Below are 15,806 nucleotides of genomic sequence, written 5' to 3' on the forward strand. Positions count from 1 at the left end.
TAGCTTATTTGACGATGCAAATACCGCCTATCGTCACCGTGCAGTTTGCTGGCTTAGCTGCTGCATCTAGGTTGCCTGTAGTGGGATTGTAGGTATACTCCCCGGCAGTCAAAAACCGCGTAGGAGGCGCACAGTATTGATAAATCTGGTTGGATTCTGGAAAATTGACAACGACATAAGAATCACGGGCAGCCGGACAACTATCCAACACTGCTAACCCATAGTCTCGCTGCAACTGTTGCCGTCTAGAATCAGTAGGCAGTTGAGTCGTAGGGGGTAAGGTAGTCGTGGGAGGAATTGTGCCCGTGGAAGTTGTACTGAGGGGCGTTAAAGTGTCAGCGATTGAGTTATAGCGATAGCCACCCGCTTGTACATAGCGATTAGGAGTGGCGCAATACGTATAATCTCTGCCATCCTGGGGTTCAGTCATAGTGATTTGAGCGACGGGAGTACCTGTAGCCGGACAGCGCTCCAACACCGTTACTTGAAGTTGCTTTGCAATTAAGTCACGACGAGCATCAACAATCTTGATACTCTGAGACGCTTCTTCATAAGTATAAACACCAGCTTCGATATCGCGGGTGCAGCGTTCTTCGGTCCCAATTCTAATTTTGGCAACATTGGGAATACCGCAACCAATAGGGCGTAGCCGTAGGGTATTTCGCATGACTCTATCGGCTGAAGGAACTGCCACTGCCACTGCCGGTGCACTCAGCCCATCGATCGCCACGGTATAGCGTCCCAATGACCTATTACGCGACAATACCAGCAATTTATATGTGCCTGGTCGAACAATTTGATACTTAAAGAAGCTAGGGTTCTCGCTGTAGCTGACCTGCCGTCCCGTCGGGTCTATTAGAGCGATCGCAGGGCGCAGGGCACTACCATCCTCTGCTGTCACCGCCACTTCAAGACTGTCTCCACGTTGGGCTGTAAACGTATATTCGTCACCTCGTGCAGTTTGAATCGCTGTTCCTGGTCGGGTCAAATTTTTGAATTGATAGACACGAGATGCAGCCCGAATAAACCCATTGACGGTTTGCCCATCAGTAATCGGAACACTTTCTGCCAGACTTGCGATCGTCCCGACCATTATTACTGCGACAGCACTGGTCACTGCAAGCTTGCTAAGCATCTGACGAATTATCATAAGCATTCCCATATTTAAGGTGAAATGAAAGAACTAACCTGCTGATCAAACATTAAGGATTAGTTCTTAAGACTGTAGAAGAACAGTATCACTGTTCTTCTTTCCTCTGTTCCTCAATTTTCAGTGTCACATTATTAAACCAACAACATCCCTGAGACGGATGCATAACCGCTAATCAGCACAGTGCCATTGTCCTTAGAAAAACACTGGTCAGTAAGCGCCATTGTCTTTAGGAAAGATCACAACCCCCACTGTTTTCACAATGATCCAAAGATCCATTAAGAAGTGACGAGAATTGGCGTAGTACAAATCAATTTGGACGCGGCGAGGATAGGGAATATTATTGCGTCCAGACACTTGCCATAGCCCAGTAGCACCAGGGCGAATGGTCAGCACACGGTCAATAGACTCGCCATAACTAGATAGCTCTTCAACGACCAATGGACGAGGACCTACCACACTCATATCCCCCTTCAGGACGTTCCAAAACTGAGGGAACTCGTCCATGCTAGTAATTCTAAGAAACTTACCAATCCAAGTAATTCGAGGATCGTGCTTAAGCTTGAAGTTTTCCCGAAACTCTTGGCGCATACCGGGTGAGGTTTGCATCATTTCATGCAGTGCCTCATCGGCATTCTTAACCATTGTTCTAAACTTATAGCAATTAAAATGCTGATAGTTCTTGCCAACCCGCTCTTGAACGTAAAAGACAGGACCTGGAGAACTGAGCGCAACCAGCAAAATGAGCAAAAGATATAGTGGGAAAAAAACGATTAGAAACGTTAACGAAAAACAAATATCAAAGATCCGCTTGGCAGTATCACCATTCAAGGAATCCCAGAAAAACGGTAGAACACCGCGTTTTAGAATCGCTCGCAGCGACCTGCGGGAAACGAGTTGACTTTCAGCAGTCATTTTACTCCTTACATATCCACACCACACACACAACCTGATTGTAAAGCCACTGACCTCTTATTACGCTCTGTTTTGCTGCAATTCAGTACATTTTTTGTTCAACTCAGGATCTTTTGGTTGCTGGGTGCTCAGATTGTGTCTGGAAATCCTGGTAACAGTGCTCGATAAAGCTGAGGTACTGCTGCTGAAACCGTTCTGTGCTGAAGGAGAGGGCATGAGTGCGCATCACTTCTGGGTTGAAGCGATCGCGGTATTCCTCAAAGGTCTGAACTGCTGCCATCAGATCTGCTTCCGTTTGAGTGGGAAAGAGAACGCCAGTTCCCTTCTCAGGATGGTGCCGGATATCTCGCACTGTTTCTAAGGTCCCCCCCAGACCCAGTGCAATCACAGGAGTCCCGCAAGCTTGGGCTTCAACAGGGGCAATGCCAAAATCTTCGTGGGCGGCATAGACAAAGGCAGTGGCTTCTGCCATATAGCGATCGACGACTTCATTGGGCTGCCAACCGAGAATTTTGACGTTGGGTTTTGCTAATTGACGCAGAGACTCTAACTCGGTTCCATCCCCAATCACCACGAGTGATCGCCCTAGCTGGTTAAACGCTTTGACAATCAACGAGATTTTTTTGTAGCTGACTAATCGCGACACTGTTAAGTAAAAATCTTGCTTTTGCGATTGAAATTGGAAGCGATCGGTGTTGACAGGTGGATAAATGACTTCCGCCGAACGGCGATAGCAACGCCAGATCCGACGTGCTGTAGTACGAGAATTTGCAATAAAATGATCGACTCGATTTGCCGAAACTACATCCCACTGACGCAGCCGATGGAGTAGATAGCGCGTGAGCGCACCCGGTATACCGCGCCCTAACTGGCTACTGTGCAGGTAGTCAATGGTTAAATCCCAGGCATAGCGCATGGGCGCATGGCAATAGCACACATGCATTTGGTGAGCACCCGTTAACACCCCTTTGGCAACGGCATGGGAGGAAGACAGAATGATGTCGTATTGACGGACATCTAACTGCTCAATCGCCAAAGGTAGCAAAGGCAAATATTTCTGCACGCCGTTTCGCGCTAATGGAAAATTTTGCAGAAACGTCGTGCCAATTGATCGCCCAAATAGGTAACTATCGGGATTTGTTGATTCAAAATCAATCAGCGCGTAAAGATCGGCATCCAGCGATCGCAAAATTTCCTGAACAACTAACTCCGAGCCACCTGTGGCTTTTGGTGTGAGCCATTCATGGATCAGCGCAACCTTCAAATTTGCTAAAGCGGCAGGATTGTCCAACACAGTACTCAATAGCCAACGATTTCTACATACCCAGGCATCTCACAGCCAGTTTTTAGGACAGCAATATCGGCGAAACAAATGCTGAATCCTAAAAGTGTGACGCAACGCCAAGCATGATAGCGCTTTGATAGTAGGCGATCGCATGACGATAGTCGGCTTTGAAAGTGGCACTTAAAGAAAAAAGACCAAACTTCCGCTGGTCTTTTAATCATATCTACGTTGTTCTTTTCAATGAAGGAAACTGCTCCGCGTTCCCAAACTTGCAGCAGGCTTTCAAAGATTATTAATCCCTCATAAGGAGGATTGTAACAACAAACACAAACTTTTTTTAACAAAAAATCACAAATGCGGATCTCTTGACAATTCCTTTGGGCTTTGCGCAACAACTGCTGAAAGCTGCTTTAAAATTCGCTGTGGTTGTCCCCACAAAACGCGCTCGTGTTTGTAAACCGTCATTCCTGGCTTTGCCCCTTTCGGTTTATAAACATGCTTTGGCTCGGTGTAAATCACCGGCACCTGCTCACTGTGACGAGCACGGCTATAGTATGATGCCAAGTCTGCGGCTAACTCCAAGTCTTTTGTTTCTGGGCTATCTCCTGGATTTAGCCTTAGCAACACATGACTGCCCGGAATTTCTTGAGTGTGAAACCAAAGGTCATAGTCGCTAGCAGTGCGAAAAGTGAGGATATCGTTTTGGCGGTTATTGCGACCTACCAAAATCTCTAAGCCGCCGGACGTGATGTAGCGATAAGGCTGACTAGCAGACGCATCGTGGTTTGAAATAGCGGCTTGATGGGCTGGACTGGGCACATATCCTTGTTGAATTAACTCTTCGCGAATTTCTTTTAAGGCGCTCAAGTCTTCCTGAGATTCATAGTGAGATAGCTCAATCAACGCAGCTTCTACTTGTTCTAAGTAGTGCAGTTCTGTGTTGACAATGGTTAGCAAGGGGTCGATCGCGTTGCGGGCCCGTTTCAGTTTTTGATGTTGCTTATACAACGCCTGAGCATTTTGAACCGCATTCCGTTCAGGATTGAGCGTAATGGTAACGAGCTTCTCTGTCACAAAGTCGGGCAAAGTCATCGCTTTCATACCGGGCTGCCAGTCATAGGAATGCGCCATGAGTAAATCTGCCTGCTCTCGTTGGCGATCAGCGCCATCAGACTGATCAAGCCGAGTTTGAAAGGTCTCCGCTTTTACCCGAAGCTTCGCTAGCAAATGACCCAGTTTTTGGGTGAGTTGATGGCGTAACTGGACAAATTCTTGCTGATTGATTTGGTCACTGTAATAGCGATCGATGAGTTTCTGAAGGCTATTCGCCTCGCGGGTTACTCCCCAACCCAACACGGTATAGCCTGCCTCCGTCCAGCCTGGTTGAAACTGTTGTTTTTCCAGCATGATCAGCCAGGTTTGCCACTGCTGAAACAACCGTTGCCAGTTATCAGCAGTCAGATCAGCAGTAGATTGCTCTGGATTCAACCCAGCAGTTTGGATCAAGCTGATGACCAGTGAAGAACTGAGCCCACGATAGTTCTTTAGCAAAGTCCGTTTAAGCCCGCCCGGCACCAGACTAATCCGCTCGTGCCAGCGCTCAAACGATTCGCTTAGGGTTGGCATTGCTTCAGTCAGAATGGGTGGCACTTCGTAGGCTTGCCCAGTTTGAATGGGGCGAACACTAGATTGCTGGGCACTAACCTGGTGAGCCGCCGTCACAATCTGGTTTTCTCCAGTTGCCAAAATGACATTGCTATATTTACCCATCACTTCTACGTAGAGATGCCACAGAGCCGGATCTCCGGGACGACGGGCAAACTGCAAATCGAGAACGCGTTCCCAGGGGGCGATCGCATCAATTGCCACGAGCGCCAAATTGCCGATTTGATGACGTAACTGCTGGCTAAAGGTAAACGTATCGGGAACGCGAGGCGGCGGATCGCTCAAACAAAGCCGAGCGGCTTGAGGATGCCAGGAAACCATTAGCCAGCGGCGTGCGTCTAAGGTACGAAGCCCTAAAAATAAGGTGTGGCGATCGCGTTGATAAATTTGCTCAACACGGGCAGGAAGCCAGTCTGCTCGGAGTTCAGAACAAATCGCGGTTAGGGTAGTAAAGTCAACAGGTTGCACAGCTATTTATTGCCTTCAGGCTCAAATTTTCTCAGTCCGATCAAACATTTAGACGTTTCATGCTTTTCATCCCACTTCCTATTCAGCCAATATGGATATCAAATTAATCAACATTGGCTTTGGTAATATCGTGTCGGCAAACCGGGTCATTGCCATTGTTAGCCCAGAGTCTGCACCCATTAAACGCATTATTACGGATGCCAGAGAGACCCAGCACTTAATTGATGCGACCTATGGTCGTCGAACTCGTGCTGTGATTATCACCGATTCTGGTCATGTGATTCTCTCGTCTATTCAACCCGAAACGGTTGCAAATCGATTTGTGGTCAGCAAAGATGGATCCGGAGAAGACTAACCACCCACCTAATTAATTCTAGTCTGCTTGAAAGGCTGACAAAGAGAATGGAGAAGACTGAGAAAGACTGAATTGTTAAACTTAAAGTTTTCTGCTTACTTTATTCTTAGGTAACTCCAATTCTATTTGTAAGTTTTAGTTCCTCCTGCGAGAAGTTGTTCTTTTCAGGTGTATGTTGGAGTATTAAGAGATCTTAAGTGAGTGATCTCAAGCGAGAGGAAACGCAGATGGGCATGGGCAAATTAATTGTCTTAACTGGACCAAGTGGGGTAGGTAAGGGAACCCTACTGCGATCGCTCATGGAGCGCCACCCTGAGCTATATCTTTCCATTTCGGCGACAACGCGATCGCCGAGGCTCGGTGAAGTGGAAGGCAAGGACTATTACTTTCTTAGCCGCAGCGCTTTTGAACGCATGATTGCCAATGGCGAATTTCTAGAGTGGGCAGAATTTGCTGGCAATCTCTATGGCACTCCTCGAACTGCCGTAGAAGAGCAAATCCGCCGGGGGCAATGGGTGATTGTAGAAATTGAGTTAGAAGGTGCTCGTTTGATTCGCAAAGCGTTTCCCGAAGCGCTGAGAATCTTTATTTTGCCGCCTTCCTTGGTTGAGTTGGAATATCGCATTCGTAGCCGAGGAACTGAAACAGAAGACGCGATCGCGCGGCGTTTGCATCGGGCAGAAGTAGAGATCAACGCAGCCACCGAATTTGATATTCAGATCATCAATGATGATTTTGAAAAAGCATTGGATCGGATTGAAACCGTCTTGTTTGCCACTGCCATGTGCTAGGGCGATCGCCTGCTTACCTATTTGCTATACAGGCAACCTGATTACCCGCTGGGAAGGTTTTGGTTGCCTAGCTTACTATGCCTATGCGATCTACCTCTTTCCAGATTCTATTATAGCGCTACAAATCAGTGCTAGGACATATCATAGGGATGAGAGTGCATAGAGAAATTGCCCATGCCAGGACCCTACAGCGATGACCTTCGCCAAAAAGCGATCGCGGCAGTTGAGCGCGGAGAAGGCAAAAGTCATGTGAGTCAGATGTTCAACATCAGTCGTAACACCCTCGACCTGTGGCTGAAGCGAAAAGAGCAAACAGGAGAGTGCCGAGCGATTACTCACTATCAGCAGGGATGTAGACATAAAATCACAGATTGGCAACGGTTTCGTGAGTTTGTCCGAGAGCATGGCGGCAAGAGCCAAGGGGAAATGGCGAAGTTGTGGGGAGACGGGGTGAGTCAGCAAAACATCAGTGATGCGTTAGGTAAACTTGGATTAAGTCGAAAAAAAAGACCTACGGCTATCAAGAACGCGATGACCTCAAGCGTCAAGAGTTTGAGGAACGCTTGAAGACAAAACCAACGGCTCAGGTGGTGTACGTTGATGAAGCAGGCATTGATAACCGAGAGGACTATGCCTACGGCTACTGCAAGGTTGGGCAACGCTTCCACGCGCTCAAATCGGGTAAACGAACTGAGCGCGTCAGTTGGATTGCCGCACTCTGTCAAGGAAAGCTGATTGCTCCACTAACCTTTGAAGGTTCGTGCAACCGAGACTTATTCGAAATCTGGTTAGAGCAATGTCTGCTACCTCAATTGCAACCCGGTGATGTCATTGTGATTGACAATGCCAGTTTTCATCGCTCTCAATACATCACTGAACTGGTGGCTGAAGCAGGATGTGAGATCTGGTATCTGCCGACCTATTCTCCTGACTTGAACAAGATTGAGCGTTGGTGGTTTGTGCTCAAAAACTGGATGCGGCAACGGTGGGATGAATTTGACAACTTTCGGGATTGTGTCGATGCCGCGTTTAAGAACTGTCCTAACGTACTTTCGTAGTGCTATAACCCTCTTGAATCACTTTCAGAAAAGCAAATTTAGTCAAAAATGCTGAAGCTTCTATACGGCTTGAGTCTTAGCATATGTAGCTTATTTCCGATATTTCAAAACATTTGACAATGAAGCGTATATACCAGACAGCAGTCGGTGAAAGACGTTCAGCGTTTTGCCTGGATTTTACTTTAACTAGAGTGACATATGAGGGATAAACACCCTGGTTTGCCAATTTTCAGCAATACACTCGTGTTTTCCATCTTACCCATGACACTGGTGACAATCGCGGTTGTCACAACACGAGAACTACAGCAGCGACGATCGCGGAGAATTTGATGCCGCAAACAAGAAAGGGGGCGATCGCAGTACTGCGATCGCCCCCTTTCTTAGCTAGTCCCTGCTTTAAGGCATGGGATGAAACAGCAAATCAGGGAAGAAACGATTGAACTCAATCAAAATGCCAGCGGTGATAACCATCCAAACGGTGGCAATCACAGGAGCAGTAGACAGATACTTCAAAAAATATTTCATGAAGGATTCTCCTAAGAATAAATTAGGGTAGGGGCTTTAGCGGGGTGAAACAGTAATTTCATTATCCTTAGCAGTCAATTCTCCGGTGGTGAATTCCTTCAAAGCCATCAGAGGCCACGCAAAACCAGAAAGCGCGAACTTAATGGCGAGAGGTACATCAATAATGATTTCCTTCTCTTCAGGAGAACCACTTTTTCTAGCTGCTTGGATATATGCTCGTCCAACCCAGCCAATCCAACCTGCAATGTACAGGAACAGGATGCTAGGAATCAGAAATTCACCAGCATGGGCTAAGTTACCATCCACGATCAGATGAGGTAGACCATCTTCACCACACAGCACTCCAGACTTCGCATAGGCATCGAAGCGTCGAGCGGCAGTGGGGCTAACTGAGTCTTTGGCACGTTGTGCGAAAGCGGCACTTTCGCTGCAAGGAGTCAGATTGAAAGCATAAGCGGGCTGAGACGGAGTAAATCCGAACCAGAGGGTAACCGCAAGCATGAGAGCAAACAATCGGCGCATGGAATTGTTTCCCTTCGTTACAAGAATGAACGTTGTTTTAACACAATGAAAATGGACGTTTGTAAGGCTATGTTCGCTAGACTGTTTAGCATCAAGCGCGTGAGCATATTCGTCCAAGTTTAAGCTCAATAAATAAGCCTATTTCTTCAAGAAATTACCAGCAAATGGCAACCATTTTGGCAATTGAAACAAGTTGTGACGAAACAGCCGTGGCGATAGTCAACGATCGCCAAATTTTGAGTAGCATTGTTTCGTCTCAAATTGCGACTCATCAACCTTATGGGGGTGTGGTGCCGGAGGTTGCCTCACGTCAACATGTGGAGTTGCTAAATTCCGCGATCGCCCAAGCACTCTCATCTGCCCAGCTTACCTGGTCAGCCATTGATGGAATTGCCGCCACCTGTACGCCCGGATTAGTAGGTGCGTTGTTGGTGGGAGTGACAGCGGCAAAAACCTTAGCGATCGTTCATCAAAAGCCTTTTTTGGGAGTTCATCACCTAGAAGGACATATTTACGCCTCCTATCTCAGTAGTTCTGATCTAGAGCCACCTTTCCTGTGTCTGCTGGTCTCTGGTGGGCATACCAGCCTAATTTGGGTGAAAGCCTGTGGGAACTATGAAACCCTAGGGCAAACTCGCGACGATGCGGCTGGAGAAGCGTTTGATAAAGTGGCACGGCTGATGAGTTTGGGCTACCCCGGTGGGCCTCTCATTGATCGCCTCGCAAAAAAAGGCAACCCCAAAGCGTTCCCCCTGCCCGAAGGTCAAATTTCTTTGCCCGAAGGCGGCTTTCATCGCTACGACTCTAGCTTTAGCGGTTTAAAGACTGCCGTTCTGCGCCTGACTCAAAAGCTCCAGCAAGAATCGCCTGCTTTGCCTGTGGAAGATTTGGCAGCAAGCTTTCAGGAAACGGTGGCAAAAGCGTTGACTAAGCGAGCGATCGCCTGTGCCCTTGATCATGGATTAGACACGATCGCTGTCGGCGGGGGCGTGGCAGCCAACAGCGGTTTGCGCCAACATCTTCAAACTGCTGCCGCTCAACACAATCTGCGTGTTTTGTTTCCGCCGCTAGAATTTTGCACTGACAACGCCGCCATGATTGCCTGTGCTGCCGCTGAACACTTTAACCAAGGAGAGCGATCGCCTTTGACCTTGGGCGTTCTCTCGCGGATGCCGATTGCCAACGTCAGTCAGCTTTACAGGCCGTAATTAAGATAGTTGCCTCCCTAAAATCTCCTGCCTAAAAGCCGCTGTCGCACACCTTCGGCAATTTTCTGCCCCAGGTACTCTGGAATAATACTTTCGTTAGGACCGAGGAGATAAAGAATCAAGCGGGTTCGCCCTCGCCAAACGAGCAAGTTGGCATTCACGACCATCAAATCTTCCTGCCAAATGGCATACATGACCTTGTAGAACAGCCCAGGTTGGTTATCCGCTTCAATCAGCAGAGCGGGTAGGTGAAAAACCGGATCAACGTAAAATTCTGTCTCTACCTGTTCTAGGCCAGCGTCTAAGTTAAATTCGACCGCTAGCATTTCTTCTACTTCAAACCGACCTGCTAACGCTTCTCGAACGGCTCGGCAAACATTTTCGGCAGTTTTTCCGGTTAAAGCTTTGCCACTGCGCGACACAATTAGCTTTACAAATACGAGCATCGGCGGATAAATCTGCCCGTATAAGCTCAAACTATGAATTGTTAAGCCATAGGCAGCTAATACGCCAAAAATATCGCTGAGCAAAAAAGATTGATTTCGATAAGCAAAATGCAAGGCGCTTTTGCTGCCTTCAGGTTTGAGTTCGATGACGGCTTGCTTGGTCTTGTAAAGCTGGTAAGCCAACCGTAGATTTTGCAGTTGAATTTCGCTGCTAACAAATTGCTCATAAAACTGCGGAAACGCTCGATTAAAGCGTTTTAGCAGATCTACAGTGGATGACTTTAAACCTAAAGCCATAATTAAAAATCTATCTCGCTTACTTAACTTAAAAACTCTAAAGTGGGTGCAACTGCTGGGATAGACAGGCTTTGGCAGAGAAGCTATAACTCTAAACTAATTTAGAAGCCTTGGCTACGCCTTCGCTTTATCTCTTTTGTGTAACTTTATTAAGTTGATTGGGTTGCGAATGACTTCAAAGCTGAGTAATCAATGATAAAAGGGGATGAAGGCTATACTATTCTGTACTGAGATCAAACTTTTATTATCTTACCTACGCTTACATGGGTTTTTGGAAAAGCCTATTCAGTAGCGCTGATGCTCCTTCTGCTACTAAATCGATGTCGATTGGATTGGAATCTGTTGAAGGGACGAGCGATCACGGCTCTCAAGTTTACTTTAGTACAGATCGAGAGATTGACCTGTACGAATTAGAGGAGCTTTGTAACGCTGTAGGGTGGTCTCGTCGCCCTCTAAGGAAAGTAAAGAAAGCGATTCAGCATAGCTTTTTGGTCGTTACGATGTGGGAACAACGGGGCAACCAACGTCGCCTTGTTGGGTTTTCGCGAGCAACGTCTGATCATGCTTTCAACGCTACGATTTGGGATGTCGTTGTTCATCCCGATTTTCAGAGCCAAGGGTTTGGCAAAGCTTTGATGAAGCACATCATCAAAAAATTACGTAGCGAAGATATTAGCAATATCACTCTGTTTGCTGATCCGCAGGTCGTAGATTTCTATCGCAGACTCGGCTTTATGTCCGATCCTGAGGGCATTAAAGGAATGTTTTGGTATCCAGACTGATTTCTAACATGGCATGACACGGCGTTTGACCGCTTGATCGCGCCCTCTCGTTATAGCGTTTCAACTGCCGATAGCAAGGGGCGATCGCCGCTGAACACAATGTACATGGGGATGTCTGCTTCGCTCCATTCATCGATCGCAGATTGAAAAATTTCAAGCAGGGTTTTCCAATCTTTGGGATGAGTTTGGGCAAATGGTTTGGGGTTGCTGTAAAGCAATAGGTAACCATTAGCCGGAAGCCATTCTAAATCGGTGAGGCACTCTTCTAAAGCATCCCAGTTCTGCCCAAAATGGTCAGGAAACTGTAGTGCTGTAGCGCAAGCGCTAAGAAATTCCGCTTTATTGGCGATGGTGGCACCGTCTAGATGCCCCAGTTGAAAATCTTGTTCCTGACAACTAACAGTGAGTTCTTCTAAGTCTAGGTCTGCTGCACTTTGGTAAAGTCCAGGGGTGCGATCGCCTTGCAATGCTGAAATCAGTTCATCCATGCTGTCTGCCTTTGCTGCTTTTACAATTTGACTTTAGAAAAGCTGCGGTAGTGATTTTGAGTGTAGTAATATTCCTGCTGTTGCCCGGTCACAATCCGTCGTGCACCGCGATCTCGAGAACCTGGCGTGGGAACCGTGTATTCTCGATAATAGCGACCCGGTGCGATGGGTAGGCGCTTTTCACGGTTACCGAAAATGGTGCCATCCTTACGATAGGGAAAAGGTCCACCGCGTTGAATTAGGGTAATGGTTTGACGAGCTTCGGGGGGAAGCTGTTTGACCGAAACAGTCGGCATCGCGGGTTGAAAAGCCAATTCCATTGGGCTGGAGTTAGCAAAAGCAACGGGTAACGGAGCAGGAGAATTGATTACCGCATGACCACTCAAAAACAGCAAGACTGTGCAGCCAATACCCATGCGAATCATGTGCATACCAACGAATTGTGACGCTAGATTTTTACGCTAGCACTGAAATTGCCGATCGCAGCAATCCGCCTTTCAAATACTTTCAATACAGCTTGCACAATGGCGTTTACCACCGTGCGATCGCAATGGCTCAAAAATTCTTCTCCTGATAGTCCCGATGTTTTTGGTTTACCCGTGAGTTTGGGCTTGAAGTATTCCTTTGCGTATTCAAGCAACCGCTGTGATTCAGAAAAGCCCAAGGATTTAATGATGTAAGTTGCAACGGGAGAGTTTTTTACATCATAACTAGAAGACTTACTGCGCCCTTTCTCTAGCAGCTCTAGAACTTCTTGCTCCAGCGGCGTTGTTGGCTCAACAGGATGAGCCACCGCGGGTAAAAAATTCTCCAATTGTGCGGTGGATAAGCCACGACCGGGCAATTCACCCATCATGGTGGCTAAGGGAATGTCTTGCCCTAACCGTTGAGAAAGCGCTTCGATGACGGCAATGGACAGCAATTTACTGCCCAAATAAAGCCGTGCAACTTCTAGATTTTTTTGGGTGCGACTAATAGCGGTGGTGTAAGTAGGCAAATCTGGCTCATTCAAATAGCGCTGAAATACAACTTCTGGTTTTAGAAAATACATAAAGCCTTCCATTTTTTGGAGAGAAAGGCGATAGCCAGAAACGGTGTAAGAATTGGCGCTGATCAAGTCGTGATTTGTTTCGGGCATCAGGTTCCAGGTGTTGTCAAGGAACTCTGCTGAAGAGGGGTAGGCAAAATTTTCAACATCTCGGTTTGCTAGTCGCACTGCTCGCTGGACAATGGAGTCCAAATCTTCCTTGCTCCAGTTGAAGCCAAATTGATCATTGGTGATTAAGAGGCGATCGCAGAGGCGTTCTCCAGCCGTGTGTCCACTTTCAGATTTAGATCGAAATGGAATAGTGGCTTCGATACAAGCCACAACCTCAGCAATTACGCTCATGGGTAAAGCGTGTTCCAAACATTTTGCTCCAATCAAAGCGCTAAGAAACTCATTTTGTCCGGCTGCTGGCTGTAGAGTTTGTTCTAGAACAAATCCAAAGATTTGAGCAACCATATCAAATATGCGATCGGGTAGAAGTTGGGAATGGCTTAAAATCACCAATTGCCCATCGATCTCTTTGACAAAGGGCGCAATGCGGCGACTAATGTTGACGCTGACTCCTTGATCGACCTGAACGTAGACTAAATCATGAAATAAGGCGGCTAAGATCTCGATCGCATCGCCTGATCCGCCCACCTCAAAGATGTGTTCTGAGGTGTGAAAATAGCGCCAAGGGCCTGACATTGTTTGAATGATCAGTTCAGCCGTAATGGCAAGCTGTTCTGGATCTGCGCTGCCGCCTAGTTGAGCGATCGCCCAGTCTAAGCTTTTCAGGCAACGCTCATAATCTCGTCCAAATATTAGATCTTGTCGGTGCCGCATGGCAGTTTCCCCACTCTAATTGAGTGCGACGCATTGAGTTTTTTGAATGGTATCAGGAATGTTGAGATATTGGGACATAGCTCAATACCATTCCCAATAACCCTGACTAAAATCACTTGAATAGGTTCAGAGTGCCCAAATCGATCGCTACTCAAGCAACCAATCTAACGAGTGTGCAGCTTTTTTTGAAACACCTGATAGGACTAACCTCACCATAGCCCTTTCCATTGAAGAGGAGTAGCAAATTCCCGAAAGCCCTTCTTCTTGAGGAGAACGGTTGGGATCGGGACAAATTAGTTGCACATCGCGTAGGTAATAAAACGATGAAGAATGCGCGACCCGTCCCTCATTTTGTACCCAGTTTGGGTCATGAGGGGCATAAACAGGTTTAGGTTAAGTGGCGTTGGGCTACTAATGCCAAGGTGTCAGTCCAATGAAGGACTAGTTCTTCACTCGCGGCTTCTACCATAACGCGAATTAGCGGTTCTGTCCCAGATGCCCGCACCAGCACACGCCCTTGATCGCCCATTGCCAATTCTGCAGCGGCGATCGCCTGCATCAAAGGCTCGCACTCCTTCCAGTTCACTCGCTGAGCGCGATCTTCAACCCGCACATTTTTTAGCTTTTGGGGAAACGTTTGGAAGCTTTGGTCAATTAAATCGGCAAACGATGCGCTCGATCGTTTAACTAACTGTGCCAAATGGAGAGCCGTTAACAGCCCATCTCCACTCACTCCGTAATGACGACATAGAACATGCCCAGACTGTTCACCGCCCAGTATGGAACCATGACGCAGCATTTCTGCATGAACATATTGATCCCCAACGGCTGCCCTAATTAGCTTGCCGCCTTGATGTTCCCAAGCGCGCTCAAAGCCCAGATTGGACATGACCGTTGCAACAATAGTATTTCCTGGCAGTTGATTCATCTGTTTAAGAGCAGTGCCCCACAGGTACAAGATGTAATCTCCGTCTACAGGACGACCCAGATTATCGACCGCTAAAACACGATCCGCGTCGCCATCAAAGGCGACCCCCAAGTCTGCCTGATGCTCTTTTACTGCTGTCTGAAGCATGCCCAAGTGAGTAGAACCACAATGAACATTGATGAGATCGCCATCGGGTTGGTCATGCAAGCAAATCACTTCTGCACCCAGTGATCGAAAGGCAATTGGGGCAAGTTCCACAGCTGCACCCCAGGCTAAATCCATCACAATTCGCATGCCGTTTAAGGGCAACTCATCGGAGGTAGATTGCAGAGTTGCTTGAATGGCGGTGCAGTAGGATTTTGCCAATTCTGGACGGTGGTAATGAGTTCCCCAACCGCTGATGGAGGGTTGAGCGATCGCGTGCAAATCACCTCTCAATGCGGCTTCGATTTGATTTTGTAGGGCGATCGCTAACTTGCTGCCATTCGCCCCAAAAAACTTAATTCCGTTATCCGGTGGAGGATTGTGGCTGGCAGAAATCATCACCCCGCCGATCGCTTCACTGGTATAAGTCACATGAGCAACTGCTGGCGTGGGGCACAATCCCAAATCCCACACTTCCAGGCCGGCAGCCGTCAAACCCGCAGATAGCGCCATCGCCAACATGCTGCTGGAGTTACGAGAATCTTGCCCAATGATCACGGGACCGACAGCTGCGGCATTGGCCAACAAGATTCGCCCTGCCCAAAACCCGACTTGCAATGCCAATGGCGCACTCAGCAACTCTCCTGCCCGTCCGCGAATGCCATCTGTGCCAAACAGACGGCTTTCAGGCAAAGGCAGCATTCCAATCGCAAATCCTGCACTCACCGCATCCGCTAACACTTTGCCTGCATCTTCAGACAATTTATTGGTTAGCAGATCCGCAGGTAAGGTAATACTGTCCACTTTCTGCAACTTGACAGGGGACGAAACCATAGATCAACTCCGCACACTACACACAGAGGAAGATAACACCTTCTTCAGGAAAAGCAGCCTAAAAGATGATGG

The 15,806-nt window shown here is 47.6% G+C and carries 16 protein-coding genes; 5 read left to right on the forward strand and 11 right to left on the reverse strand.

The window, feature by feature from the left end:
- Positions 1-4: 4 nt before the first annotated feature.
- From JOY44_RS11490 to JOY44_RS11505, 4 genes are all read right to left on the reverse strand, one after another.
- Complete coding sequence (locus JOY44_RS11490; RefSeq protein ID WP_203032016.1) at positions 5-1,117, reverse strand: hypothetical protein; 1,113 nt, start codon at positions 1,115-1,117, stop codon at positions 5-7.
- 243 nt (positions 1,118-1,360) lie between these two features.
- A complete protein-coding gene (locus JOY44_RS11495; protein WP_171573914.1) occupies positions 1,361-2,065 on the reverse strand; it encodes a sugar transferase in 705 nt (234 codons plus the stop codon).
- A gap of 103 nt (positions 2,066-2,168) precedes the next feature.
- Positions 2,169-3,359 (reverse strand): glycosyltransferase, encoded by a 1,191-nt coding sequence (locus JOY44_RS11500; protein ID WP_242541771.1) that lies wholly within the window; start codon positions 3,357-3,359, stop codon positions 2,169-2,171.
- A 339-nt stretch (positions 3,360-3,698) separates the two neighbouring features.
- On the reverse strand, positions 3,699-5,483 hold the full coding sequence (locus JOY44_RS11505; RefSeq protein ID WP_171573915.1) for an NFACT family protein: 1,785 nt from the start codon (positions 5,481-5,483) through the stop codon (positions 3,699-3,701).
- Positions 5,484-5,574: 91 nt separating this feature from the next.
- Here JOY44_RS11505 and remA point away from each other — a divergent pair, with 91 nt between their 5' ends.
- The 3 genes from remA (at position 5,575) to JOY44_RS11520 (ending at position 7,687) form a co-directional block, all read left to right on the forward strand.
- Positions 5,575-5,838 carry an extracellular matrix/biofilm regulator RemA gene (gene remA / locus JOY44_RS11510; RefSeq protein WP_171573916.1) on the forward strand — a complete coding sequence of 88 codons (264 nt, stop codon included), beginning with the start codon at positions 5,575-5,577 and terminating at the stop codon, positions 5,836-5,838.
- Between the two features lie 197 nt (positions 5,839-6,035).
- Positions 6,036-6,629, forward strand: coding sequence for a guanylate kinase (gene gmk, locus JOY44_RS11515; RefSeq protein WP_322091346.1), 594 nt, complete (start codon positions 6,036-6,038; stop codon positions 6,627-6,629).
- 174 nt (positions 6,630-6,803) lie between these two features.
- Positions 6,804-7,687, forward strand: a protein-coding gene (locus JOY44_RS11520; RefSeq protein ID WP_197985024.1) for an IS630 family transposase whose coding sequence is annotated in 2 segments (ribosomal slippage) — positions 6,804-7,130 and positions 7,133-7,687 — 882 coding nt in all. Because the reading frame shifts where the segments join, the coding sequence is not laid out codon by codon here.
- 396 nt (positions 7,688-8,083) lie between these two features.
- Here the strand turns inward: JOY44_RS11520 and psaJ are convergent.
- Together psaJ and JOY44_RS11530 are read right to left on the reverse strand one after the other, a co-directional pair.
- Positions 8,084-8,212, reverse strand: a complete 129-nt coding sequence (gene psaJ / locus JOY44_RS11525; RefSeq protein ID WP_171573917.1) for a photosystem I reaction center subunit IX — start codon at positions 8,210-8,212, stop codon at positions 8,084-8,086.
- Positions 8,213-8,248: 36 nt separating this feature from the next.
- A complete protein-coding gene (locus tag JOY44_RS11530) occupies positions 8,249-8,734 on the reverse strand; it encodes a Photosystem I reaction center subunit III (RefSeq protein WP_171575931.1) in 486 nt (161 codons plus the stop codon).
- Positions 8,735-8,898: 164 nt separating this feature from the next.
- Here JOY44_RS11530 and tsaD point away from each other — a divergent pair, with 164 nt between their 5' ends.
- Complete coding sequence (gene tsaD / locus JOY44_RS11535) at positions 8,899-9,942, forward strand: tRNA (adenosine(37)-N6)-threonylcarbamoyltransferase complex transferase subunit TsaD (protein ID WP_171573918.1); 1,044 nt, start codon at positions 8,899-8,901, stop codon at positions 9,940-9,942.
- A 17-nt stretch (positions 9,943-9,959) separates the two neighbouring features.
- Here the strand turns inward: tsaD and JOY44_RS11540 are convergent, their stop codons facing one another.
- Positions 9,960-10,685, reverse strand: coding sequence for a hypothetical protein (locus JOY44_RS11540; RefSeq protein WP_171573919.1), 726 nt, complete (start codon positions 10,683-10,685; stop codon positions 9,960-9,962).
- A gap of 320 nt (positions 10,686-11,005) precedes the next feature.
- Between JOY44_RS11540 and JOY44_RS11545 the strand changes: the two genes are divergently transcribed.
- Positions 11,006-11,467, forward strand: coding sequence for a GNAT family N-acetyltransferase (locus JOY44_RS11545; RefSeq protein ID WP_322091347.1), 462 nt, complete (start codon positions 11,006-11,008; stop codon positions 11,465-11,467).
- 50 nt (positions 11,468-11,517) lie between these two features.
- Here the strand turns inward: JOY44_RS11545 and JOY44_RS11550 are convergent, their stop codons facing one another.
- From JOY44_RS11550 to glmM, 4 genes are all read right to left on the reverse strand, one after another.
- Positions 11,518-11,955: a barstar family protein gene (locus JOY44_RS11550; protein ID WP_171573921.1), complete on the reverse strand. Its 438-nt coding sequence runs from the start codon at positions 11,953-11,955 to the stop codon at positions 11,518-11,520.
- A 20-nt stretch (positions 11,956-11,975) separates the two neighbouring features.
- Positions 11,976-12,386, reverse strand: a complete 411-nt coding sequence (locus JOY44_RS11555) for a ribonuclease domain-containing protein (protein WP_197985200.1) — start codon at positions 12,384-12,386, stop codon at positions 11,976-11,978.
- Between the two features lie 17 nt (positions 12,387-12,403).
- Complete coding sequence (locus JOY44_RS11560) at positions 12,404-13,828, reverse strand: hypothetical protein (protein ID WP_171573922.1); 1,425 nt, start codon at positions 13,826-13,828, stop codon at positions 12,404-12,406.
- A gap of 388 nt (positions 13,829-14,216) precedes the next feature.
- Complete coding sequence (glmM, locus tag JOY44_RS11565) at positions 14,217-15,734, reverse strand: phosphoglucosamine mutase (protein ID WP_171573923.1); 1,518 nt, start codon at positions 15,732-15,734, stop codon at positions 14,217-14,219.
- Between the last annotated feature and the right edge of the window lie 72 nt (positions 15,735-15,806).

This window comes from Leptolyngbya sp. Cla-17 (assembly GCF_016807185.1).
Classification (GTDB): domain Bacteria; phylum Cyanobacteriota; class Cyanobacteriia; order Leptolyngbyales; family Leptolyngbyaceae; genus ULC077BIN1.

Excerpts from the sequence above, each read along its gene's own strand:
- JOY44_RS11550 (WP_171573921.1), bottom strand. The coding sequence starts at position 11,955 with ATGGATGAACTGATTTCAGCATTGCAAGGCGATCGCACCCCTGGACTT.
- JOY44_RS11530 (WP_171575931.1), bottom strand. The coding sequence starts at position 8,734 with ATGCGCCGATTGTTTGCTCTCATGCTTGCGGTTACCCTCTGGTTCGGA.
- JOY44_RS11545 (WP_322091347.1), top strand. The coding sequence starts at position 11,006 with ATGTCGATTGGATTGGAATCTGTTGAAGGGACGAGCGATCACGGCTCT.
- psaJ (WP_171573917.1), bottom strand. The coding sequence starts at position 8,212 with ATGAAATATTTTTTGAAGTATCTGTCTACTGCTCCTGTGATTGCCACC.
- JOY44_RS11495 (WP_171573914.1), bottom strand. The coding sequence starts at position 2,065 with ATGACTGCTGAAAGTCAACTCGTTTCCCGCAGGTCGCTGCGAGCGATT.
- JOY44_RS11540 (WP_171573919.1), bottom strand. The coding sequence starts at position 10,685 with ATGGCTTTAGGTTTAAAGTCATCCACTGTAGATCTGCTAAAACGCTTT.
- glmM (WP_171573923.1), bottom strand. The coding sequence starts at position 15,734 with ATGGTTTCGTCCCCTGTCAAGTTGCAGAAAGTGGACAGTATTACCTTA.
- JOY44_RS11560 (WP_171573922.1), bottom strand. The coding sequence starts at position 13,828 with ATGCGGCACCGACAAGATCTAATATTTGGACGAGATTATGAGCGTTGC.
- tsaD (WP_171573918.1), top strand. The coding sequence starts at position 8,899 with ATGGCAACCATTTTGGCAATTGAAACAAGTTGTGACGAAACAGCCGTG.
- JOY44_RS11555 (WP_197985200.1), bottom strand. The coding sequence starts at position 12,386 with ATGCACATGATTCGCATGGGTATTGGCTGCACAGTCTTGCTGTTTTTG.
- remA (WP_171573916.1), top strand. The coding sequence starts at position 5,575 with ATGGATATCAAATTAATCAACATTGGCTTTGGTAATATCGTGTCGGCA.